The organism is Alkaliphilus hydrothermalis (genome assembly GCF_016908555.1).
GTDB lineage: Bacteria > Bacillota > Clostridia > Peptostreptococcales > Natronincolaceae > Alkaliphilus > Alkaliphilus hydrothermalis.
Genome location: NZ_JAFBEE010000007.1, coordinates 111,432 through 132,178, shown reverse-complemented (window position 1 = coordinate 132,178; position 20,747 = coordinate 111,432). Strand labels below are relative to the sequence as shown.

Genomic DNA, 20,747 nt, shown 5'->3' with positions numbered 1-20,747 from the left:
TTCAGTTGGTTAGAATGCCAGCCTGTCACGCTGGAGGTCGAGGGTTCGAGTCCCTTCCAGGTCGCCATTAAAACACAATTAACAATTAATAATTATTAAATAACAATGCTGGTGTAGCTCAATTGGCAGAGCAGCTGACTTGTAATCAGCAGGTTGCGGGTTCGAGTCCCATCACCAGCTCCATAAATCTGGAGGGATTCCCGAGCGGCCAAAGGGGGCAGACTGTAAATCTGTTGTCAGCGACTTCGAAGGTTCGAATCCTTCTCCCTCCACCAGATTTAAACCATATATATGCGGGTGTGGCGGAATTGGCAGACGCACTAGACTTAGGATCTAGCGGGCGACCGTGGGGGTTCAAGTCCCTCCACCCGCACCAATTATGCGGAAGTGGCTCAGTGGTAGAGCATCGCCTTGCCAAGGCGAGGGTCGCGGGTTCGAGTCCCGTCTTCCGCTCCAAGAACAACATAATGTGGTGGGTGTAGTCAAGCGGTTAAGACACAGGATTGTGGCTCCTGCATGCGTGGGTTCGAATCCCATCATCCACCCCATAAAATCTTAATTAATAGTGAACAATTAATAGTTATTAATAAAATGTTATTAAAAGCTATTAATTATTAATTGTAAATTATTAATTTTTTTCTATCATTGGGATATAGCCAAGTCGGTAAGGCAACGGACTTTGACTCCGTCATCCGCAGGTTCGAGTCCTGCTATCCCAGCCAATTGACCCATTAGCTCAGTCGGTAGAGCACCTGACTTTTAATCAGGGTGTCCCGCGTTCGAGTCGCGGATGGGTCACCATTTTATAAAAATATAATAATAAGGCGGCATAGCCAAGTGGTAAGGCAGAGGTCTGCAAAACCTTTATTCCCCAGTTCAAATCTGGGTGCCGCCTCCAATAAGCGCCCATAGCTCAGCTGGATAGAGTGTCTGACTACGAATCAGAAGGTCGGGAGTTCGAATCTCTCTGGGCGCACCATTAAGTTATATATTCCAGAGTAGCTCAATGGTGGAGCACCCGGCTGTTAACCGGTAGGCTGGAGGTTCGAGTCCTCTCTCTGGAGCCATATAAATGCCGAAGTGGCGGAACTGGCAGACGCACAGGACTTAAAATCCTGCGGTCCTTACCGACCGTACCGGTTCGATTCCGGTCTTCGGCACCAACTTAATTATAATAACATGCGGGTGTAGTTCAGTGGTAGAACTTCAGCCTTCCAAGCTGACCGCGAGGGTTCGATTCCCTTCACCCGCTCCATTAATTTAATAATATTTAGCATTTTGCAAGGAGAGGTGTCCGAGTGGTTTAAGGAGCTGGTCTTGAAAACCAGTGACTCCGAAAGGGGCCGTGGGTTCGAATCCCACCCTCTCCGCCATGAAAATGGAGAAGTACTCAAGTAGGCTGAAGAGGACGGTTTGCTAAACCGTTAGATCGCGCAAGCGGTGCGCGGGTTCGAATCCCGCCTTCTCCGCCATTTTCTATCCGGGTGTAGCGCAGTTTGGTAGCGCACATGGTTTGGGACCATGGGGTCGGGAGTTCGAATCTCTCCACCCGGACCATATGTGAAATGGGCCTTTAGCTCAGTTGGTTAGAGCGTCCGGCTCATAACCGGCAGGTCCGGGGTTCGAATCCCTGAAGGCCCACCATTTTATGTATGAATCGAAGTTGCATAAATCTTATTAAGGGCTTATAGCTCAGCTGGTTAGAGCGCACGCCTGATAAGCGTGAGGTCGGTGGTTCGAGTCCACTTAAGCCCACCATTTTTAAAAACCAAAACTAGTGTGAGATTACACTAGATTTTTTATGGCAATTTTCTAAAAAAATTACTTATTCAAAGGAAGTAGAGTTGATCTTGAAGTGATAAAAAGGTTCGTTATGAAATCAATCTCAAAATAATATTTTTAAATACTTGACTTTAGGTGGAAATGAGAGTACAATATATTCTCAGGCGTTTCCTTACCGACCGTACCGGTTCGATTCCGGTCTTCGGCACCATTTTAATTTTAAAATCATAATTAATATCGCGGGGTAGAGCAGTTGGTAGCTCGTCGGGCTCATAACCCGGAGGTCGCAGGTTCGAATCCTGTCCCCGCAACCAAACAAGGCGGCATGGCTCAGATGGCTAGAGCGTTCGGTTCATACCCGAAAGGTCACAGGTTCGACTCCTGTTGCCGCTACCAAAGTTTGGCCCCTTGGTCAAGCGGTTAAGACACCGCCCTTTCACGGCGGTAACAGGGGTTCGATTCCCCTAGGGGTCACCATTAAAACACAATTAATAATGAATAATGAATAAGAAGCATTTTTAAATTATTAATTATTAAATAACAATTATTAATTAAAATATGCTGGTGTAGCTCAATTGGCAGAGCAGCTGACTTGTAATCAGCAGGTTGCGGGTTCGAGTCCCATCACCAGCTCCATAAATCTGGAGGGATTCCCGAGCGGCCAAAGGGGGCAGACTGTAAATCTGTTGTCAGCGACTTCGAAGGTTCGAATCCTTCTCCCTCCACCAGATTTAAACCATAAATTATGCGGGTGTGGCGGAATTGGCAGACGCACTAGACTTAGGATCTAGCGGGCGACCGTGGGGGTTCAAGTCCCTCCACCCGCACCACAAAATTAATATTAAAGGGGTATAGTTCAGTTGGTAGAACAGTGGTCTCCAAAACCACGTGTCGTGGGTTCAAGTCCTGCTACCCCTGCCATATTTTATCCGGGTGTAGCGCAGTTTGGTAGCGCACATGGTTTGGGACCATGGGGTCGGGAGTTCGAATCTCTCCACCCGGACCATTTAAGGGCTTATAGCTCAGCTGGTTAGAGCGCACGCCTGATAAGCGTGAGGTCGGTGGTTCGAGTCCACTTAAGCCCACCATTTAATTTTAATTAGCCCAGATAGCTCAGTCGGTAGAGCAGGGGACTGAAAATCCCCGTGTCGGTGGTTCGATTCCGCCTCTGGGCACCATACAAATACATCGCGGGGTAGAGCAGTTGGTAGCTCGTCGGGCTCATAACCCGGAGGTCGCAGGTTCGAATCCTGTCTCCGCAACCATTTTGGCCCCTTGGTCAAGCGGTTAAGACACCGCCCTTTCACGGCGGTAACAGGGGTTCGATTCCCCTAGGGGTCACCATTAAAACATGCTGGTGTAGCTCAATTGGCAGAGCAGCTGACTTGTAATCAGCAGGTTGCGGGTTCGAGTCCCATCACCAGCTCCATAATCTGGAGGGATTCCCGAGCGGCCAAAGGGGGCAGACTGTAAATCTGTTGTCAGCGACTTCGAAGGTTCGAATCCTTCTCCCTCCACCAGATTTAAAATCACAAGCTATGCGGAAGTGGCTCAGTGGTAGAGCATCGCCTTGCCAAGGCGAGGGTCGCGGGTTCGAGTCCCGTCTTCCGCTCCAAGAACAACATAATATGGTGGGTGTAGTCAAGCGGTTAAGACACAGGATTGTGGCTCCTGCATGCGTGGGTTCGAATCCCATCATCCACCCCATAAATTTTTAATTAATAGTGAACAATGGATAGTTATTAATTATATGTTATTTAAATTATTAATTACTAATTGTAAATTATTATTTCTTTATATCATTGGGATATAGCCAAGTCGGTAAGGCAACGGACTTTGACTCCGGCATCCGCAGGTTCGAATCGCGGATGGGTCACCATTTTGCAAAAAAAAATAATAAGGCGGCATAGCCAAGTGGTAAGGCAGAGGTCTGCAAAACCTTTATTCCCCAGTTCAAATCTGGGTGCCGCCTCCAATTGGTGCCCATAGCTCAGCTGGATAGAGTGTCTGACTACGAATCAGAAGGTCGGGAGTTCGAATCTCTCTGGGCACACCAAAATGCCGAAGTGGCGGAACTGGCAGACGCACAGGACTTAAAATCCTGCGGTCCTTACCGACCGTACCGGTTCGATTCCGGTCTTCGGCACCATCTTAATTATAAAATAACCCGCGGGTGTAGTTCAGTGGTAGAACTAAAAAATAAATAATAATAAAACCGAAAACTAGTGTAGCAATGCACTGGTTTTTTTATGATGAATTTAACTACTTTAAGAATAGACTATAACTGATCATAAGTAAAAATCCCCTTTATTCGGTAGTACTTGAAAAATACGCTGGATAAAGGGGATTTTTACTTCCATTGATTAACATTTTATTTAAAAACACTTTTGATAGGTGGCGATTAAGTGGAACTAGCCATTCTTATTTGCCACTGATTCATCCAAAAGATGATGAAACAAGGAGTTTAAGAGGCTTATGGTTGCTGAAAGTCCCTCTGGACAGGACAAATCAAGTTTCATCAAGTGTTGGTGGACAATACCCTCCCATTGATATAAGATGCTAGTAGCATCAAAAGAGGGTTGGAAATCATTAAGATTAAGATAATAAAACTTTTCTTTAGAAGGAAGTATGGTTTTTAATAAGGGGATCTCCAAATGAAAAAGTCCATCATTAGGAGACCATATAAAATTATAACAAGGAGTATAGTGAATCTCCTCGCTTAAATCTCTAAGCTTAGTTGTTTTTCCTGATATATGGAGGCTATTTTTCTTAATTGAAATATCATGGGGATAATAGCTTAAGTTAAAAGAATAACCTCCTCGATTAAGGGTTAAAAAGCTTCTACTTAAATGTTCAATAATGTTTGGAAAATAGTCAAAAATACCTGCTACTTTTGCAAGATAATAAATATCTTCATAATTATGAAGCAGAATGGTTTTTTCAAGGGCAGGGGTTGGGTGCGCAACGTAGGCCTTATATAGGTCTACACTATCCTTGCCACTGATGGTATCTTGTCTATGAATACCCATAAAACGTTCCACAGTCTTTAACTTAAGATTCTCTAGTGTTAATTGTGATTTGTATTTTTTAAGATAGTAAAAAAGATCGAAATGATTAATGTCATCGTGGCACCAAGGAATATTATATTTTCTAAATCTTTCCCTCAGAAATGGGTAATCAAAGGCAACGCCGTTGTAGGTGATTAAAAAGTCGAATTTATTCATTTCATTGGCGAAGTAAAGCAGCACTTCTTTTTCTTCTCTTGGATTCTCAGCAAATATTTGAGTAATAACAGTCTCATTTTTCTTCTTAGGATAAAGGAGCCCAATTAAGATGACATTATGATATTTTGAACTTAATCCAGTGGTTTCGATATCCACTATACAGAACTTATTTTCTTCAAGCACCCGCCTATAGAAGGAGGGCATGGGAAATGATTCATTAATTGTGTAGCTTTTAACTTTCATGGTAACCTCCTTTGTAATTGTAATGAGATTATACCCCACTAAAACATTTTATCATAGAATAACTAATTTAGAATAAATAATAAAAAATTGTCGAAAATGTTATGTTCATAAAACTTTGGGGTATTTAAAAAAAATATACTCTTCGTATAATATAGTAAATACGTTGTCATAGAATTGTAAAATATTTTCCATATGAACTATGATAAAATGTAGATAGCAAATATAGGAAAGGGGGACTACGATGAAAAAGTTAATTAAGAGGGTGATTCTTGCATTTTTGACATTAACGCTATATTTTCAATTATCTTTTGCAAATACCTTCTTTCCAGATATGTCAAACCACTGGGGGCAGGAATATGTCTCATGGGTTACTGAGGAGATGGATTTACTTGAGGGCTTTGAGGATGGGTCCTTTAGACCAAATGAAATCATTACAAGAGGGGAATTTTTAATTGCCCTAAATAACTTACTATATAGTATGAAAAGATATCACGACATAGATTTTACAATAGTAATGGATGAACTCCCATATCAGGATCTTCAAGATAATACAATGTTATTTAACCATGTTAAAGAAATTCAAACCTACATAGAGCAATCTAGTTATACTAATATTAAATTAGAAGACATATTTGTTGGGGATAAATTTCAATTAAATAAGCCTATTAATCGATACGAATCAGCACTGTTAGTCAGGGCGGTGATGACTCCCCCTGTCGAAAATATTCGTCATCATTATAGTGACCTTTCCAGTGATATACCTTTTTATTATGAAATTATGGAGGTTATTAACAATGGTATTATGAGGGGCTACAATGATGGTACAATTAGGCCGTCAAGAGAAGTCACTAGGGCTGAGGCAGCTACATTATTGTATAGAGTTCATAGGGATCTAATGTATCTAAAAGAAAATTATTTAGATTTTCAGCCTATCAAGGGTGAGGAAATTGAAAAAAAACTCCCACTGTTTCAACTTACTGGAGATGAAGATGAAGATCAATTGTTTATAAATGCAATTACTTCCTTGGAATACATCTCATTCGTGGGATATATTCCTCGAAATGAGTCTCATCTATATGATACTGAGCCAACAAAGACTTTATGGCAATTGAAAAATCAGAACTATGGGAATCTAATTGGTAACAACTATTACCTTATACTTTACGATAAAGGCACTGGTATAGAAAGAAAAGATGAGTTGGTAAGGGAAGGATTATTGTATTTAAATGAAGAAATTAAATATGAAGATATTTACAAAATTGATGGGTTATATAAGTTTTTAAGAATAGCAAAACAATATGTTGATGATGAAGAAATTATAATGCTAGCTGAAGACTATTATCAATCAGCTAGCAATGAAGCTTACAAAGTAAGGGCTGGTCTTTTTATCGCTAATGAATATCTGGAATTAAATGAAACAAAAGCTGTGATTGACTATTATAGGGAAATGCTATCAATGGAAATGGAGTTATCTATTAAAAAACAATTGATAAAGAATTATGCTTATCTTATTTCCCAGGAGAAGGGAAATCCTACTGCCGTCGACGAACTATTGGTCATGAGGAAAAATACAGTAGAGGATGGAGATAACTCTGGTGAATTAGAGGAATTAAGAAAACTCTATACAGGAATTATTAAGCAGTTGATCATGGAGAGGTAAGGTATTTTAATGGAATAGATTTAGTTATATTGAATTTAGTGGATTAAGCTATAGGTCAAAGGCCTCTAGCTTTTTCTTTTTATTTGTCCTATAACAAAAGATATGATAAACTTTTATAATGAAGAAAGTATCTAATGCTAATGTAAATGTATGCTTAAATGGAGTTTCATGAATGAAAAAAGTAAGTACTTTTAAGTCAGTAATAATGTAGGTTTAGGATGATTATTAGAAATAAAATAAGAGGTGCAAAATGGATTATCAATTTCTAAATAGATTAAATAAACAGCAGCGGAAGGCTGTCCAGCATCATAAAGGACCTTGTATGGTCTACGCTGGGCCAGGCTCGGGGAAAACGACAGTAATAACCTATCGCCTAACCCATTTGATTCAACACTTTAAGGTAAATCCTCAAAACATATTAGTAATTACCTTTACAAAGGCATCAGCAGAGGAAATGAAACAAAGGTTTGAGAAACTCAATTGTAGTAGTGGGCCTCAGGGGAGTAGCGTTAATTTTGGAACCTTTCATTCTATTTTCTTTAGGGTGATCCGTAGCTATGCTGGATATGACCTATCAAGCATATTATCGGAAAAGGATAAATATGGACTAATTAAAAATATAATTAAAACCCTTGGAATTGGACAAGGAGAAGACGATGAACTGATTAAGGAGATTATCCTTGAATTAGGCCTATTTTACAGTAATTATCTTAATCGTCAAGAGTTTATTCCCAATACGATTTCTAGTGATGATTTTCAGCGGTTAGTCCATTATTATGAGACCTTTAAGAAGGATCATAAGAAGATTGATTTCGATGATATGCTGATTAAATGCTATCAGCTTTTAAAATCTAACCCTAATGTGCTAAATCGTCTAAGAAATCAATATCAATACATTTTGATTGATGAGTTTCAAGATATTAATAAGATTCAATTTGAAATTGTTAGAATGATGGCTGTTCCCTCAAACAATGTATTCGTTGTAGGGGATGATGATCAGTCTATTTATAGCTTTAGGGGAGCAAACCCTCAATTTATACTAGAATTTGATAAGATTTATCCAAAGGCTGAGAAGGTGATTATCAATGTAAATTACCGTTGTCAGCAGAAGGTAATAGATGTAGCAAATGCCCTTATTAAAAAAAATGAAATAAGGGTGGACAAAGATATAGAAGCCTTTAAAGGAGAAGGAAAAGCAATTAATTATCTTACTCCGAAAACCCGTGATGAAGAAAAAACTGAGGTATGTCTATTGGTTCAAGATTGCGTGAATAGAGGATATCAATATAAGGATATAGCGATTATTTATCGAACTAATATATTGGCGAATGGTATGGTGGAGGCATTATTGGAACACCAAATACCCTTCTTCTGCAAGGATCAGGTGTACAATATCTATGACCACTGGGTCTCTAAGGATGTAATGTCTTATTTAAAATCTTCCCACAACCTAATGGATATGGATTCTTTGGGTAGGATTATTAATAAGCCCTCTAGATATATTACGAAGAAGGGAATGGAGGCAGCCAAACAGTACCATAAGGATTTTATAACCTCCTTAAAAGTTAAAGGAGACCTGAAGGCTTATCAGATTAAAATGTTGGATCAGCTGGAGGTAGATTTAAAGACCATCAGCAACTTATCTACAGCAGAAGCTATTGAATATATCCGAAAGGAAATGAAATATGACCAATACATTGAGGATTATTGTATGGATAAGAAAATTTCCAGCAATGGACTATTTGAAATGTTAGATGAGTTGGAGGAGGTTTCTGTCAGATACTCATCCCATGTAGCATTTTTTAAGCATGTAGAGGAGTTTAGGAATAAAATAAAACAACCAAAGAAAAAAGAATTTAATAGTAACGAAGTACACCTATTGACAATGCATAGTGCTAAGGGTTTGGAGTATGAGGTGGTTATCATTGTAGATGCGGTAGAAGAGATTATTCCCCATAGTAAGTCTTTAGAGATGGATGGACAATTGGAGGAAGAGAGAAGATTGTTTTATGTTGCCATTACAAGGGCAAAGGAAGAGTTATATATTTTTTCACCTCAATTTCGTTACGATCGAAAGGCTGACACGTCAAGATTTGTTAGTGAAATGCAATATACAGGTCCAGCTAAAGGGGATTTAACGTTAGGTAGGGAAGTGTTCCACAAAATTTTCGGTAGAGGATTCATTGAAGGCTTAACTGATAAAATTGTAAAAATTAGATTTGCTAAAAATAATCAAGTTAAAGATTTTGATGTTAGTATCATTATGCAGAATAATATACTAAACAATAATAAAGCTTAATAACTTGTATTCAATAACATATTCAACAATTAATAAACCCCAGTTTTCTGCCGTAGATACTACGATTAAGACTACTGGGGTTTGTTTGATTTGCTGCCTTATTTATTGTTTTCTATATTGATTGTATTCAATCATATCTTTAATTTCTTGTAGTTCATTGGTTACGCTTAAAGCCAACATTAGTTTAATTCTGGCTTTTTGACCTGGTAAATCACCACCAAGAATAACTCCAAGATTTCTTAAATGTCTTCCGCCACCTTCGTAGCCGTAAGAATCAAGTACTCTACCGGTAGGACATCTAGAAACCATCACCACTGCTACTTGTTGCTCTATGGCGTATTGGATTCCCTCTAACATTGTAGGAGGAACATTTCCTCTACCCATAGCTTCAATGACAATTCCTTTAGCTCCAGAATCTACACTATATTTGATTAATCTTGAATCCATCCCTGCACCACTCTTAATAAGATCAACTTGTGGTACGATACTGTCTGTGAGTATATGTTGACGATGTATAATTTCCCTATGGAAGATGAGTTCATCGTTATCAACAATTCCTAATGGACCAAACTCTAGTGATTTAAAAGTATCTAGGCTCAATGTATTGGTTTTAGTTACCTCACTGGCGGCATTAACTTCGTTGTTTAGTACAACTAAAACACCTTTGTTGGCAGCCTGTGGTGAAATAACGGTACATACTGCAGCAGCCAAGTTGCTAGGGCCATCATATCCCAATTCGGAGCTATTTCTCATGGCTCCCACAACTACGATTGGTTTAGAATTATTTATCGAAAGATCAAGTAAGTAAGCAGTTTCCTCAAGGGTATCAGTACCATGGGTAATAATTACACCAGTAACATCATCACGATTTAGGTTATCTACTACCAGTTGTCTGATTTCCATCATCATTTGAATATCTATGTGGGGACCTGGTAATTTAGAGAAATTAATTGTTTCAATTTCAGCATACTTATCAATATTGGTCACCAAAGATAGGATTTCCTGAGAGGATAATGATGGGATTGCAGCTCCTATTCTGGGGTCCACTGTCATTGATATTGTTCCACCAGTAAAAATAACGACTACCTTAGGTTTATTCATAAAAAAACTCCTTTGTTATTGTATTTATTTGTAATATTCTCTGCTAAAACTTATGCATCCTTATTATATCCGATTAAATAGATTTTGTGAATGGTAAAAGAAAATAAATAATTAAGTGAGGGTAGTGGAAATGCAAATAGAAAAAAATGGAAATAAATAGATAAAAAAAGAACTGGGTCGCTGACCCAGCACACATTTTATTTAATGTGATTTCAAAAGGGGTATTGGGAATAGAGATTATATAATCGAGGTTACCAGGGGGATAACCACAGACTTATTATAACAAATATCGACAAATAATGCAATGCTTTGTCGAATATTTTATTTGACAAAAGTCTAAAAAACCTCCGAAGAGTAAATAGGCTGAAAGCAACATTATATCCTATCTTATCTTATCTATTTTTAAAACTAAGGAATAGGTATATAATAGAGGAAGAAAGCATTTTAAGGGGGAATCATGTTTGAATAATAAAGTAAAGGCCGTTATAGAGAATTTACAAAGAAGAAAGATAAAAGCTCAATACTTTGATTCTAGAGAAGCTGTAATCAAAGCTATTCTGGAAGAATCCACTAATGATCAGGTGGTGGGGATTGGTGGTTCGATGACAATTAAAGAATTGAATCTTCATGAGGTGTTAAAGGATGAAGGCAAAGAGATTCATTGGCACTGGTTAGTAGACCTTCAGAAGAGAAATGAAGTAAGGCAAAAAGCTGCCAGTGCTGATGTGTATTTGACAAGTACAAATGCCCTGACAGAGACAGGTGATTTGGTGAATATTGATGGTGTTGGAAATCGTGTCAGTGCAATGTATTATGGTCCTAAAAAGGTAATCGTAATCTGCGGGATTAATAAAATTACTTCTGATGTTACCAGTGCTATGGAAAGAATTAAAAAAGAAGCCTGTCCACCAAATGCAAAGAGATTAGGATTAAAGACTCCTTGCGCTGTAACAGGTGAATGTAATGATTGTCGTAGTGAACAGCGTATGTGTAATATTACCACGATTATTAGCCATAAGCCTATGGCTATGGAGTTGCACGTGTATATAGTAGGAGAACCCCTCGGCTATTAAAGCCTAATGAAAAGGTGCCATCTTCTGCGTCACTGCTAAAAGCAACCATCCTCACGTATGTTTATATACGCTGCGGTGGTTGCTTTTCTTGTTCCTTGAATCTGACACCTTTTGATTAGGCTTATTCGGGTCGTAAGCCGTCATCTTCTGCGTTGCTTCGAAAGCCAGCCATCCTCACGTATGTTTTGAATACGCTGCGGTGTCTGGCTTTCTTGCGCCTTGAATCTAACGACTTCTAACTAGTCTGGCAGTTTGGTCATAAGGTGCCATCTTCTACGTCACTGCAAAAGCAACCATCCTCCCGGCTGTTTATATACGCTGCGGTGTCTGGCTTTCTTGCGCCTTGAATTTAACGACTTCTAACTAGTCTGGCGGTTTGGTCATAAGGTGCCATCTTCTGCGTCACTGCTAAAAGCAACCATCCTCCCGGCTGTTTATATACGCTGCGGTGTCTGGCTTTCTTGCGCCTTGAATCTAATGACTTCAAACTAGTCTGGCAGTTTGGTCATAAGGTGCCATCTTCTGCGTCACTGCAAAAGCAACCATCCTCCCGGCTGTTTATATACGCTGCGGTGGTTGCTTTTCTTGTTCCTTGAATCTGACACCTTTTGATTAGGCTTACTTTTACCCCTTTTGGTTATACTATTTTTAAGGAAAACTTTACAAACAAGCTATATTTAGATATGATAAAAATTGTAATTACCTAAGGAATTGAGGGTGAACTATTAATGGAAGTATATTTAGATAATGCAGCCACAACAAAACCTAGAAAAGAGGTTGTGGAAGCCATGGTATATGCCATGGAGGAGTTGTATGCAAATCCTTCATCCCTTCATCGAAAAGGGGTTGAGGTGGAAAAAAGTATAAAAAATACAAGGAAATTGATAGCAAAGGCATTGGGTTGCAAGGATCAGGAGTTTTATTTTACGTCTGGTGGGACGGAATCCAATAATATTGCCATCAGAGGAATTGTTGAAGCTAACCATAGATTTGGTAAGCATATAATAACCTCAAAGATTGAGCATCCTTCGGTGTTAAATACCTTTAATGACCTAGAGGCTAAGGGGTATGGAGTGACTTATCTAGAGGTTAATCATGAGGGATTTATATCAGTAGATGAACTGCGTAATGCTATGAAAGAGGATACAATACTTGTTGCCATTATGCACGTAAATAATGAAGTCGGTAGTATCCAGCCTATTGATGAAATCGGCAAGATTATAAAGGGAAAAAATCCCAAGACTTTGTTTCATGTGGATGCGATACAATCCTTTGGAAAAATAAAGTTCAATGTAGCCAATACACTGGTGGATACCTTAGCCATTAGTGGACACAAGCTACATGGACCAAAGGGAATCGGTGGACTCTATGTTAGAAAAGGATTAAAGATTAGACCCATGGTGACTGGTGGAGGTCATGAGATGGGACTTCGGGCTGGAACTGAAAATGTTCCCGGTATATTAGGTCTAGGGGCGGCTGTAAAGCATCAAATGGCTCAACAGGAAGAAATAATAAGTAAAATGATAACTTTAAAAAAGTATCTAGTAGAAAGGATACAAGAAGAAGTTAAAGAAGTTGTTATACATAATGGAATGGAAGCGGATTTTGCCCCCCATATTATCAATGTGTCTTTCATTGGTGTAAAGAGTGAGGTATTACTCCATAGTCTGGAGGGGGATGGTATTTATGTATCATCGGGTTCCGCTTGTTCATCAAAGAAAAAGGGCTTTAGTCATGTATTGACGGCTATGAAGCTAAAGAATACATTGATTGATAGCTCCTTGAGACTTAGCATTAGTGATACTAATACAAAGGAAGAAATTGATTACGGGGTAAATCAAATAAAAAAACAAGTAGAATTACTTAGAAAGATTATGAGGTGATAGAAGTATGGACAAGGTGATCGTCATCCGTTATGGAGAAATCATGTTAAAGGGCGCAAATAAGAGGTTCTTTGAGGATAAGTTAGTAAAGCAGATTCGTCATGCTTTGGGGGATTTAGGAAAACCAAAGGTATATAAGCAGCATAGTCGTATTTATGTGGATGTAGAAGGATATGATGAAAATCAACTGATCGAAAGAATCAGAAGGGTTTTTGGTGTTACTTTAATCAGTACTTCCAAGAGATTTGATGTGGATTTGGACCGTATTAGAGAAGAAGCATTAAAGGAGTTGCGGGACAGAGTCAAGTATGATGGAGCAAAAACCTTTAAGGTGGAAACTAAGCGGGTTGATAAGAACTTCCCTCTAGGCTCTCTAGACTTAAGCAGAGAGTTGGGGGGACACCTTTTAAAAAATGTAGATGAAGTACAGGTGGATGTTCATAATCCCGATACGATGATTTATGTTGAAATACGAGAAAAAGCCTTTGTTTTTAGTAATAAGATTATGGGTCTAGGGGGATTGCCTGTAGGCTGTAACGGCAAAGGTCTATTGTTGTTATCGGGAGGAATAGACAGTCCAGTGGCAGGATGGATGGTGGCAAAAAGAGGTGTTGAAATAGCTGCAGTTCATTTCCATAGTTATCCCTTCACCAGTGAAAGAGCAAAGGAAAAAGTGATGGACTTGGCTAGGATTGTCTCTGGCTATGTAGGACAATTCAAGGTGTATTCTGTTAATCTATTGCCTATTCAAAAGGAAATCAATGAAAAATGTCCACCAGAGGAAATGACGATTCTTTCTAGAAGATTTATGATGATGATTGCTGAAAGAGTCGCTAGCAAAATAGGAGCTAATGGTTTAATAACTGGAGAGAGTTTAGGACAAGTGGCAAGCCAAACGATAGAGAGTCTACATGCAACCAATTCGGCGGTGAGTATACCAGTATTCCGTCCATTGATTGCAATGGACAAGGTGGATATCATTGAAATTGCAAGAAAGATTGATACCTATGAAACTTCTATTTTACCATTTGAAGATTGTTGTACAGTTTTCTTGCCTAAAAGACCAGTTACAAAGCCTCGTTTAGATAAAATTCTTCGCTCGGAAGCTAAGTTAGATGTGGAGGCATTGATTGAGGCTGCTATTTCAAATATGGAGATTGAAAGAATAACATTAGATGAAGAATAAGCGGTAAGGAAGTATTAAAAGGAGGAGATACTGATGGATCAGGCCAATGACTTTACCCATTTCAATGAAGAGGGCAGAGCGAAGATGGTGGAGGTTGGTGAGAAACTCAACACCCGTCGTGAGGCTGTTGCTGTGGGTAGTATCCATATGATGCCAGAGACTTTGAAAAGGATTGTTGATAAAAATATCCAAAAAGGTGATGTACTTGCAGTTTCCCAAGTGGCAGGAATCATGGCGGCTAAACAAACCAGCAACCTAATCCCAATGTGTCATCATATCAATCTAACAGGGGCAGACATTAATTTTTCTATTGATGAAGAAAATAGTAAGATTGATATTGAGGCTGTAGCAAGAACGACTGGAAAGACAGGGGTCGAGATAGAAGCCTTAACAGCAGTATCAACAGCGGCTTTAACGATTTATGATATGTGTAAGGCAGTAGATCGGGGAATGATCATTACTGAGATTAAGTTGATTAAAAAAACTGGGGGCAAATCGGGAGATTTCCTGAGGGAGTAATTTTTGTAAAAAGAATAGATAATAAGTAGCACCCTCCTGCTTAAGAAGGGTGCTTTGTTAGGTTATCCTCAATAATATCAAACACTGTTACAGTTAAATCCGAGGCTTTATCAATAGCTTGTGGATCAACTGGCGGGGCAAAAATAATTTTAACATGGGCAGGTTTTATACGATTATTATTTCCCTCCATTAATCTGTAGGAGCCACTAATGGTGACAGGGACAACAGGGGTACCTGCCTTTTGTGCTAATCTTAAGCTACCAGGCTTGAAGGGCTGCATTTCCTTCCCTTTGCTCCTTGTTCCTTCTGGAAAGATTACCATAGATTGACCTGATTTTAGAATCTCAGTAGCTGTTGAGATGGTTCTTAGGGATTGACGCATGTCTTTACGATCAATAAAAACACATTCAAGGAGTTTCATCCAAGTATTAATAAATGGCAATCTTTCTAATTCAACCTTAGCCACAAAGCCAATTGGTTTTGATATACTAGACAATAGAAGAGGAATGTCAAAGTTTCCTTGATGATTGCTGGCAAAAAGCACTGCTCCATCTTGAGGAATATTTTCTAAACCTATGACCTCCACAGTACCACCAGTTAATGAAACCATAGTCTTTGCCCATTTTCCAGCTACCCTATGGGCAAATTGCCTTTTTTCGGTGATCAAACCTTTCTTTATAAGTCTTTTAACTCTTGGTATATAAAATAGAGTGAATACAGTATAAATCCAAAATGAAGCAAACCAAAATATTGTTCTCATGTTACACCTCCTGTATATTGGGTTATAGCTTCTCATAATATTGTAATGGAAAAGGGGGACAAAGGCAAACTTAAGAAGATTAAATATTTATTAAATTTACTTTTAATTATTTTTGTAAATGGGTTACATATGAAGGAGTTTTAAAAGTTTTTCTAGAATGCTTTAATGGAAATGAATAAAATTAGCACATTAAATTTTTCAGTAAGTTACTATTAAGGTATTTGTTGATGGTTAGAGAATGCTGACTAGTTGTACGACTAGGAAAATCCAACAATAATAGGTAGAAAAACAAACACGATGATAGAAGGGGGCTGGAGTATGATAAAATTTAAAGTTGCAGTAATTCAAATGCAGATAAGTACTATAAAAAGCCAAAACCTAAAGAAAGTTAAAGAAATGATATTAAGGGCTATGGAGGAGTATTCACCTCAAATGGTGGTTTTACCAGAGATGTTCAACTGTCCCTATGAAAATAAATATTTCCCTTTGTTTGCAGAAGAATACCCAGGAGAGACAACAAATATGCTTTCAAATCTGGCAAAGGAACTACAAATTTATATTATAGGGGGTTCAATTCCAGAAAAGGATGGGGAGCAAATATATAATACATCATTCAGCTTTAATCCAACAGGAGCAATGCTTGGGAGACATAGGAAAATGCACCTATTTGATATTAATGTGGAGGGGGGAGTTTCCTTTAGGGAATCGGATACCCTAGGTGCAGGTGGAAGTATTACTGTGATTGATACCGAATACTGTAAAATAGGAGTAGCCATCTGCTATGATATGAGATTCCCAGAGTTGATGAGGTTGATGGCGTTGGAGGGGGCAGAGGTAATCATACTGCCTGCCGCCTTTAACATGACCACAGGACCAGCCCATTGGCACGAACTAATTAAAGTAAGGGCATTGGACAACCAAGTATATTTTGTGGCGGCATCCCCAGCTAGAGATCTAGAGGCAAGTTATCATGCCTACGGACATTCAAAAATAGTTAATCCTTGGGGTGATACTGTGGTTGCGGCCGATGAAAAAGAAGGGATTATTTGTGGAGAAATCGATTTAGAGTTTGTGGATAAAATTCGTCAACAGTTGCCCTTATTAAAGCATAGAAGAATTGATCGATATGAGTTAAAAAAGAAATAGAAGTATTTATAAGATTGAAATCAACATCAAAAATCACTAAAATAAAAGTAGATGCAAATTTAAAAGGAGGACAATTTCCAATGGAATACAATGAGATATTAAGCAAAGCTAGAGATCTAATACATAGTAAGTGTAGAGTCTGTAAGGATTGTAATGGGGTAGCCTGTCGTGGGGAAATACCAGGGGTTGGAGGTAAAGGCTCTGGGACATCCTTTATAAGAAATAGAGAAAAAGTAAATGAGATTAAAATCAATCTAGACACCCTTGTACCAGAGGGGGAAATTGATACCTCTATAGAATTGTTTGGTAGAAGATTTAAGTATCCAGTATTTGCAGCACCCATTGCGGCGGTGGGGATGAACTATAGTGATGCCATGAATGAGTATGAGTATTCAAAGGCGATTGTTGAAGGCTGTAAAAATGCTGGGACCCTCGGTTTTACAGGAGATGGGGTAAAGGATGAATTTTACGATTTACCTCTTCAAGTAGTGGGGGAAAACGAAGGGATGGGAATTCCTACTATAAAGCCTTGGAAGAATGATGAAATCATCAGAAAGATTAAGAAGGCTGAGGAAAAGGGTGCTATTGCCGTTGCCATGGACGTAGATGCTGCTGGATTAGTATTATTAGCAATGTTGGGCAAACCAGTTTCCACTAAATCTGTAGAGGATTTAAAAGAAGTTATTTCTTCAACCAAACTGCCTGTTATTTTAAAGGGGGTCATGACTGTAGATGGGGCTAAAAAAGCCCTAGAAGCAGGGGCTTATGGAATTGTTGTATCAAACCACGGAGGTCGTGTATTAGATCATACCTATGCTACAGTGGAGGTACTGCCTAATATAGCAAAGACCATTAAAGGTCAAATGAAGATTTTCGTTGATGGAGGCTTTAGAAGTGGGGTTGATCTTTTCAAGGCTAGGGCTTTGGGGGCTGATGCAGTTTTAATTGGTAGACCCTATGGGACAGTAGCCTATGGTGGAGGAATTGAGGGTGTTGAAAAGTACACCCACAAGCTAGGTCAAGAATTGTTGGAGACGATGATTATGACAGGGTGTCATCGGTTAGAGGATATTAGTGAAAAGCATATTTCTTTATAGCATAAACTTGTAATTAATTTGCTAGTGCAATTTGAGTTTAGAGGGCATACAGTGAAGTGAAACGTTAAGTAGACATAATTTGACTAATGTTTCATAAATAAGGGGCAGTTCCTAAGGGACTGCCCTTAACTATATCCTCAATTCTGAAGGTCTTTTGGAAAAACTTACAGATAAAAAACCCCTTTAGGGTATGATAAAATCTAAAGTGTAAGATTAGAAGGGGTGACTCAATGAATAAAGACACTAAAAACAAGAAATATCTAATGTATGCTTTGACAGTAGTCGTTTTAGGTACTGTGATGGTAGCTCGTTCGACTGTAGATAATTTTTTATCCAATCATTCCAGCGACGAGGCTTTAAAAGTAAGGAATGATTTTGCTGTTGTTTCTGAAGAAGTACGCAAGGAGAAGAATGACATATTAGAGGATTCAGTACATGTGAACAAGAATGAGGACTTACAAGAAAAGCAAGAAGTAGCGAAAGAGGAAAGGAAGCCAGAGCCAAAGCAAGAACCTAAGAAGGTAGTTGAAAAAGCTCCCTCGGAGGTAGCAAAGGTGGACATGTCACCCATCACAACGAATCAGTATGTGGTGAAGGCCAATGATACCCTATCATTGATCTCCCAAAGATCAAATGTATCTATTAATACTCTAAGACAATTAAACAACATCAGTAGCGACGTAATTTTAAAAGGACAAGTATTGACCATCAAATCTACAATTGATACAGCCAGCAAGAAGAGTAATACAGCGGTTTCTTCAAGGGGTGAAAGGGAAGAAGACCTATATTGGTTAAGTAGAATTATCCATGCTGAAGCTCAAGGAGAGCCCTATGAGGGTAAGGTTGCTGTAGGGAATGTAATCCTTAACAGGGTAAAAAGTAATCTATTTCCCAACACCATTGAAGGGGTCGTGTTTGATAAACAACACGGCTACACTCAGTTTTCACCTGTGATAGATGGTAGTATCTACAACAATCCTGGTGCTGATAGTATTCAAGCAGCAAAGGATGCCTTAAACGGGGTAAGTCCTGTAGGGGAATCTTTATATTTCTTAAACCCAAGAAAAGCAGAGAACTTTTGGATAATTAAAAACAGAGTATTCTATAAAACCATTGGTGATCATGATTTTTATTATTAATTATTAAAATTTTATCAATAATTATAAAAAAAACCCAGAACCTAGGTAGTTCATCTACTTTAGGCTACTGGGTTTTAAATTACATATAAATCGCAAGAGTGTTGGTCTTTGAAACTCTTTTAAAGTGACGAAGAAGATATAGGATTTTGAACTGGCTAGGCTAGTTGTTTGTACTCATTGTCCTCCTCCGTCACAACTAGGTTTTTACGGACATCTCCGATTAAATAAAGGGAGCCTGTAAAGATGATAACTTCATCTGGTTGTGTAATTTCTAGGGCTAATTCAATCGAATCCTTAATCGTTTCAGCCACTAGGATTTCTTTATTATAGGACTTAACCATATTTGCTAATTCGTGGGGATCCTTGGCCTTTGGATTTCTTGGGGTTGTAAAGATAATTTTATTGCCTAGGGGAACGAGTTGTTCCAATACCCCTGATACATCTTTATTACTTAGCATTCCCATCACTAGATTGATCTTTTTATCCTTGAAATAGGCTTTAATTGCTGAAGATAAAACACTGGCCCCTTGGTGGTTATGGGCACCATCAATGAAGGTTAGTGGGTTGTCCATTAACAGCTCTAGTCGACCTGCCCAACTATTTTGTAGTAGCCCTTTGTAGATGGCTTCATTAGAAATCTGTAGTTTATTGTGTTCCCTTAAAGTAATTAAAGTTAAGGTGGCTAAAGCAGCATTATATATCTGATGCTCACCAAGCATTTTTATTTTTAAATCAGAGAGAATACCTGTAGCATAATTTAGATCAAAGGATTGATCTCTAATGTCTTGATGAAGGATAGAAACATCTTCTTTTTCTAGGAAACGAAGTTCTGCCCCTTGTCCTTGGGAAACGCTTCGAATAACTTTTTCTACTATTTCCTCCTGGCAGTGGGAAACCACGATTCCCCCAGCCTTGATGATTCCTGCCTTATGATAGGCAATTTGCTCTAAATCAGAACCAAGAACATCCACATGATCTATACCAATAGGGGTGATGACCGACACTAGAGAATTTTCGATAACATTAGTAGCATCCTTTAAGCCCCCTAGGCCTACTTCTAATACAACATAATCCACCTGTTTTCTACTATAATAAACAAAGGCCAATAAAGTCATCATATCAAACATAGCAGGATAATGGATGGTTTCTCCCATCAAAGGCTCTAGATGACTTTGAAGGAGGGACATGCTTTCAGCGAATTCCTCCTTAGTAATATTAATGCCATTAATTCTTAATCTGTCGGTATAGCAATGGAGATGAGGAGAAGTAAATAGTCCAACCTGATGACCTTCTGCCATAAGCATACTATGAATAAATGATGAAGTAGAACCTTTTCCATTGGTACCGGCCACATGAATAAAGTTCAGGGTTTGATGGGGATTTCCTAAATTTGATAATACCAGTTGCATATCCCAGTGGGTTAATCGTGTGCCATGGGAATGGCAAAATTCGATAAATTTAATGGCTTCTAAAAAATTCAATTAAAACTCCTCCTAAATGTAAAGTATAATAGTTCGAAAGGGCATGATTAATTATACTATCCGCAGATATAAACAAGCAACATATAAAAAATCGCAATATTTTACATGCATATCCCTTAAAAAACTTTTGACAGGATTTCAAGACTATGGTACA

13 protein-coding genes and 36 tRNA genes are annotated in these 20,747 nt (G+C 38.6%); 45 read left to right on the top strand and 4 right to left on the bottom strand.

Annotated elements, in window-relative coordinates; translation table 11 throughout:
- The first annotated feature begins 107 nt into the window (after positions 1-107).
- The 36 genes from JOC73_RS07265 (at position 108) to JOC73_RS07090 (ending at position 3,931) form a co-directional block, all read left to right on the top strand.
- Positions 108-183 (top strand) — tRNA-Thr (locus JOC73_RS07265).
- Positions 184-190: 7 nt separating this feature from the next.
- A tRNA-Tyr gene (locus JOC73_RS07260) sits at positions 191-275 on the top strand.
- Between the two features lie 18 nt (positions 276-293).
- Positions 294-376: transfer RNA gene (locus tag JOC73_RS07255), tRNA-Leu, on the top strand.
- A gap of 5 nt (positions 377-381) precedes the next feature.
- A tRNA-Gly gene (locus JOC73_RS07250) sits at positions 382-456 on the top strand.
- A 16-nt stretch (positions 457-472) separates the two neighbouring features.
- Positions 473-548: transfer RNA gene (locus JOC73_RS07245), tRNA-His, on the top strand.
- A gap of 98 nt (positions 549-646) precedes the next feature.
- Positions 647-722, top strand: a tRNA-Gln gene (locus JOC73_RS07240).
- Positions 723-725: 3 nt separating this feature from the next.
- Positions 726-801 (top strand) — tRNA-Lys (locus tag JOC73_RS07235).
- Between the two features lie 22 nt (positions 802-823).
- Positions 824-898: transfer RNA gene (locus tag JOC73_RS07230), tRNA-Cys, on the top strand.
- 4 nt (positions 899-902) lie between these two features.
- Positions 903-979 (top strand) — tRNA-Arg (locus JOC73_RS07225).
- 13 nt (positions 980-992) lie between these two features.
- Positions 993-1,067: transfer RNA gene (locus JOC73_RS07220), tRNA-Asn, on the top strand.
- A gap of 7 nt (positions 1,068-1,074) precedes the next feature.
- Positions 1,075-1,163 (top strand) — tRNA-Leu (locus tag JOC73_RS07215).
- Positions 1,164-1,181: 18 nt separating this feature from the next.
- Positions 1,182-1,255, top strand: a tRNA-Gly gene (locus tag JOC73_RS07210).
- A gap of 29 nt (positions 1,256-1,284) precedes the next feature.
- Positions 1,285-1,373: transfer RNA gene (locus JOC73_RS07205), tRNA-Ser, on the top strand.
- A gap of 7 nt (positions 1,374-1,380) precedes the next feature.
- Positions 1,381-1,472: transfer RNA gene (locus tag JOC73_RS07200), tRNA-Ser, on the top strand.
- A gap of 8 nt (positions 1,473-1,480) precedes the next feature.
- Positions 1,481-1,557, top strand: a tRNA-Pro gene (locus JOC73_RS07195).
- A 10-nt stretch (positions 1,558-1,567) separates the two neighbouring features.
- Positions 1,568-1,644: transfer RNA gene (locus tag JOC73_RS07190), tRNA-Ile, on the top strand.
- Positions 1,645-1,681: 37 nt separating this feature from the next.
- A tRNA-Ile gene (locus JOC73_RS07185) sits at positions 1,682-1,758 on the top strand.
- Positions 1,759-2,020: 262 nt separating this feature from the next.
- Positions 2,021-2,096 (top strand) — tRNA-Met (locus JOC73_RS07180).
- Positions 2,097-2,101: 5 nt separating this feature from the next.
- Positions 2,102-2,178: transfer RNA gene (locus JOC73_RS07175), tRNA-Met, on the top strand.
- Between the two features lie 6 nt (positions 2,179-2,184).
- A tRNA-Glu gene (locus JOC73_RS07170) sits at positions 2,185-2,259 on the top strand.
- Between the two features lie 83 nt (positions 2,260-2,342).
- A tRNA-Thr gene (locus JOC73_RS07165) sits at positions 2,343-2,418 on the top strand.
- 7 nt (positions 2,419-2,425) lie between these two features.
- A tRNA-Tyr gene (locus JOC73_RS07160) sits at positions 2,426-2,510 on the top strand.
- A 19-nt stretch (positions 2,511-2,529) separates the two neighbouring features.
- Positions 2,530-2,612, top strand: a tRNA-Leu gene (locus JOC73_RS07155).
- Positions 2,613-2,627: 15 nt separating this feature from the next.
- Positions 2,628-2,703 (top strand) — tRNA-Trp (locus JOC73_RS07150).
- 8 nt (positions 2,704-2,711) lie between these two features.
- Positions 2,712-2,788: transfer RNA gene (locus JOC73_RS07145), tRNA-Pro, on the top strand.
- A gap of 5 nt (positions 2,789-2,793) precedes the next feature.
- A tRNA-Ile gene (locus JOC73_RS07140) sits at positions 2,794-2,870 on the top strand.
- Positions 2,871-2,884: 14 nt separating this feature from the next.
- Positions 2,885-2,960, top strand: a tRNA-Phe gene (locus JOC73_RS07135).
- Positions 2,961-2,971: 11 nt separating this feature from the next.
- Positions 2,972-3,047 (top strand) — tRNA-Met (locus tag JOC73_RS07130).
- A 4-nt stretch (positions 3,048-3,051) separates the two neighbouring features.
- Positions 3,052-3,126 (top strand) — tRNA-Glu (locus tag JOC73_RS07125).
- A gap of 9 nt (positions 3,127-3,135) precedes the next feature.
- Positions 3,136-3,211 (top strand) — tRNA-Thr (locus JOC73_RS07120).
- A 6-nt stretch (positions 3,212-3,217) separates the two neighbouring features.
- Positions 3,218-3,302: transfer RNA gene (locus JOC73_RS07115), tRNA-Tyr, on the top strand.
- 20 nt (positions 3,303-3,322) lie between these two features.
- Positions 3,323-3,397: transfer RNA gene (locus JOC73_RS07110), tRNA-Gly, on the top strand.
- A gap of 16 nt (positions 3,398-3,413) precedes the next feature.
- Positions 3,414-3,489: transfer RNA gene (locus tag JOC73_RS07105), tRNA-His, on the top strand.
- 193 nt (positions 3,490-3,682) lie between these two features.
- Positions 3,683-3,757, top strand: a tRNA-Cys gene (locus tag JOC73_RS07100).
- Between the two features lie 4 nt (positions 3,758-3,761).
- Positions 3,762-3,838: transfer RNA gene (locus JOC73_RS07095), tRNA-Arg, on the top strand.
- Positions 3,839-3,842: 4 nt separating this feature from the next.
- Positions 3,843-3,931, top strand: a tRNA-Leu gene (locus tag JOC73_RS07090).
- 262 nt (positions 3,932-4,193) lie between these two features.
- Here the strand turns inward: JOC73_RS07090 and JOC73_RS07085 are convergent.
- Positions 4,194-5,249 carry a ribonuclease H-like domain-containing protein gene (locus JOC73_RS07085; RefSeq protein WP_204401581.1) on the bottom strand — a complete coding sequence of 352 codons (1,056 nt, stop codon included), beginning with the start codon at positions 5,247-5,249 and terminating at the stop codon, positions 4,194-4,196.
- A gap of 241 nt (positions 5,250-5,490) precedes the next feature.
- Between JOC73_RS07085 and JOC73_RS07080 the strand changes: the two genes are divergently transcribed.
- Together JOC73_RS07080 and JOC73_RS07075 are read left to right on the top strand one after the other, a co-directional pair.
- A complete protein-coding gene (locus JOC73_RS07080) occupies positions 5,491-6,909 on the top strand; it encodes an S-layer homology domain-containing protein (protein WP_204401579.1) in 1,419 nt (472 codons plus the stop codon).
- Between the two features lie 250 nt (positions 6,910-7,159).
- On the top strand, positions 7,160-9,208 hold the full coding sequence (locus JOC73_RS07075) for an ATP-dependent helicase (protein WP_204401577.1): 2,049 nt from the start codon (positions 7,160-7,162) through the stop codon (positions 9,206-9,208).
- Positions 9,209-9,310: 102 nt separating this feature from the next.
- On the opposite strand, the gene JOC73_RS07070 is transcribed toward JOC73_RS07075, so the two are convergent.
- Positions 9,311-10,309 (bottom strand): asparaginase, encoded by a 999-nt coding sequence (locus tag JOC73_RS07070; RefSeq protein WP_204401575.1) that lies wholly within the window; start codon positions 10,307-10,309, stop codon positions 9,311-9,313.
- A gap of 461 nt (positions 10,310-10,770) precedes the next feature.
- On the opposite strand from JOC73_RS07070, the gene JOC73_RS07065 reads away from it, so the two are divergent.
- The 4 genes from JOC73_RS07065 (at position 10,771) to moaC (ending at position 14,970) form a co-directional block, all read left to right on the top strand.
- A complete protein-coding gene (locus tag JOC73_RS07065; RefSeq protein ID WP_204401573.1) occupies positions 10,771-11,382 on the top strand; it encodes a lactate utilization protein in 612 nt (203 codons plus the stop codon).
- A 728-nt stretch (positions 11,383-12,110) separates the two neighbouring features.
- A complete protein-coding gene (locus JOC73_RS07060; protein ID WP_204401572.1) occupies positions 12,111-13,265 on the top strand; it encodes a cysteine desulfurase family protein in 1,155 nt (384 codons plus the stop codon).
- A 7-nt stretch (positions 13,266-13,272) separates the two neighbouring features.
- Positions 13,273-14,451 (top strand): tRNA uracil 4-sulfurtransferase ThiI, encoded by a 1,179-nt coding sequence (gene thiI, locus JOC73_RS07055; protein ID WP_204401570.1) that lies wholly within the window; start codon positions 13,273-13,275, stop codon positions 14,449-14,451.
- Positions 14,452-14,484: 33 nt separating this feature from the next.
- Complete coding sequence (gene moaC / locus JOC73_RS07050) at positions 14,485-14,970, top strand: cyclic pyranopterin monophosphate synthase MoaC (protein ID WP_204401568.1); 486 nt, start codon at positions 14,485-14,487, stop codon at positions 14,968-14,970.
- Positions 14,971-15,010: 40 nt separating this feature from the next.
- Here the strand turns inward: moaC and JOC73_RS07045 are convergent, their stop codons facing one another.
- On the bottom strand, positions 15,011-15,730 hold the full coding sequence (locus JOC73_RS07045; RefSeq protein WP_204401566.1) for a lysophospholipid acyltransferase family protein: 720 nt from the start codon (positions 15,728-15,730) through the stop codon (positions 15,011-15,013).
- A 318-nt stretch (positions 15,731-16,048) separates the two neighbouring features.
- On the opposite strand from JOC73_RS07045, the gene JOC73_RS07040 reads away from it, so the two are divergent.
- From JOC73_RS07040 to JOC73_RS07030, 3 genes are all read left to right on the top strand, one after another.
- On the top strand, positions 16,049-16,876 hold the full coding sequence (locus JOC73_RS07040) for a carbon-nitrogen hydrolase family protein (RefSeq protein ID WP_204401564.1): 828 nt from the start codon (positions 16,049-16,051) through the stop codon (positions 16,874-16,876).
- An 80-nt stretch (positions 16,877-16,956) separates the two neighbouring features.
- Positions 16,957-17,973 carry an alpha-hydroxy-acid oxidizing protein gene (locus JOC73_RS07035; RefSeq protein ID WP_204401562.1) on the top strand — a complete coding sequence of 339 codons (1,017 nt, stop codon included), beginning with the start codon at positions 16,957-16,959 and terminating at the stop codon, positions 17,971-17,973.
- 230 nt (positions 17,974-18,203) lie between these two features.
- Entirely contained in the window at positions 18,204-19,112 is a 909-nt protein-coding gene (locus JOC73_RS07030) for a cell wall hydrolase (protein ID WP_204401560.1), read from the top strand.
- A gap of 155 nt (positions 19,113-19,267) precedes the next feature.
- On the opposite strand, the gene JOC73_RS07025 is transcribed toward JOC73_RS07030, so the two are convergent.
- Complete coding sequence (locus JOC73_RS07025) at positions 19,268-20,593, bottom strand: bifunctional folylpolyglutamate synthase/dihydrofolate synthase (RefSeq protein ID WP_204401558.1); 1,326 nt, start codon at positions 20,591-20,593, stop codon at positions 19,268-19,270.
- Between the last annotated feature and the right edge of the window lie 154 nt (positions 20,594-20,747).